Genomic DNA, 235 nt, shown 5'->3' with positions numbered 1-235 from the left:
AGAATGGTGGGTCGTGCAGGATTCGAACCTGCGACCAATTGATTAAAAGTCAACTGCTCTACCAACTGAGCTAACGACCCAATGGTATCCCGTAGGGGAGTCGAACCCCTGTTACCGCCGTGAAAGGGCGGTGTCCTAGGCCTCTAGACGAACGGGACACTGGATTGAAGATATTGGGATATCTTCGTCTCTTTTACTTATAAACCGTATCAATCTGTGTGGACACTCATCGTGA

Annotated in this window: 2 tRNA genes; both read right to left on the bottom strand. The window is 48.9% G+C overall.

The features are described 5' to 3' along the window. Nucleotides 1-4 precede the first annotated feature (4 nt). A tRNA-Lys gene (locus tag VJL_RS22975) sits at nucleotides 5-80 on the bottom strand. A gap of 2 nt (nucleotides 81-82) precedes the next feature. Further along, nucleotides 83-158, bottom strand: a tRNA-Glu gene (locus VJL_RS22970). Nucleotides 159-235 lie beyond the last annotated feature (77 nt).

Origin of the sequence: Vibrio jasicida CAIM 1864 = LMG 25398 (assembly GCF_000400365.1) — a bacterium.
Lineage (GTDB): Bacteria > Pseudomonadota > Gammaproteobacteria > Enterobacterales > Vibrionaceae > Vibrio > Vibrio jasicida.
The sequence above is the reverse complement of the archived record's forward strand: the minus strand, read 5'-3'. Positions and strand labels throughout refer to the sequence as shown.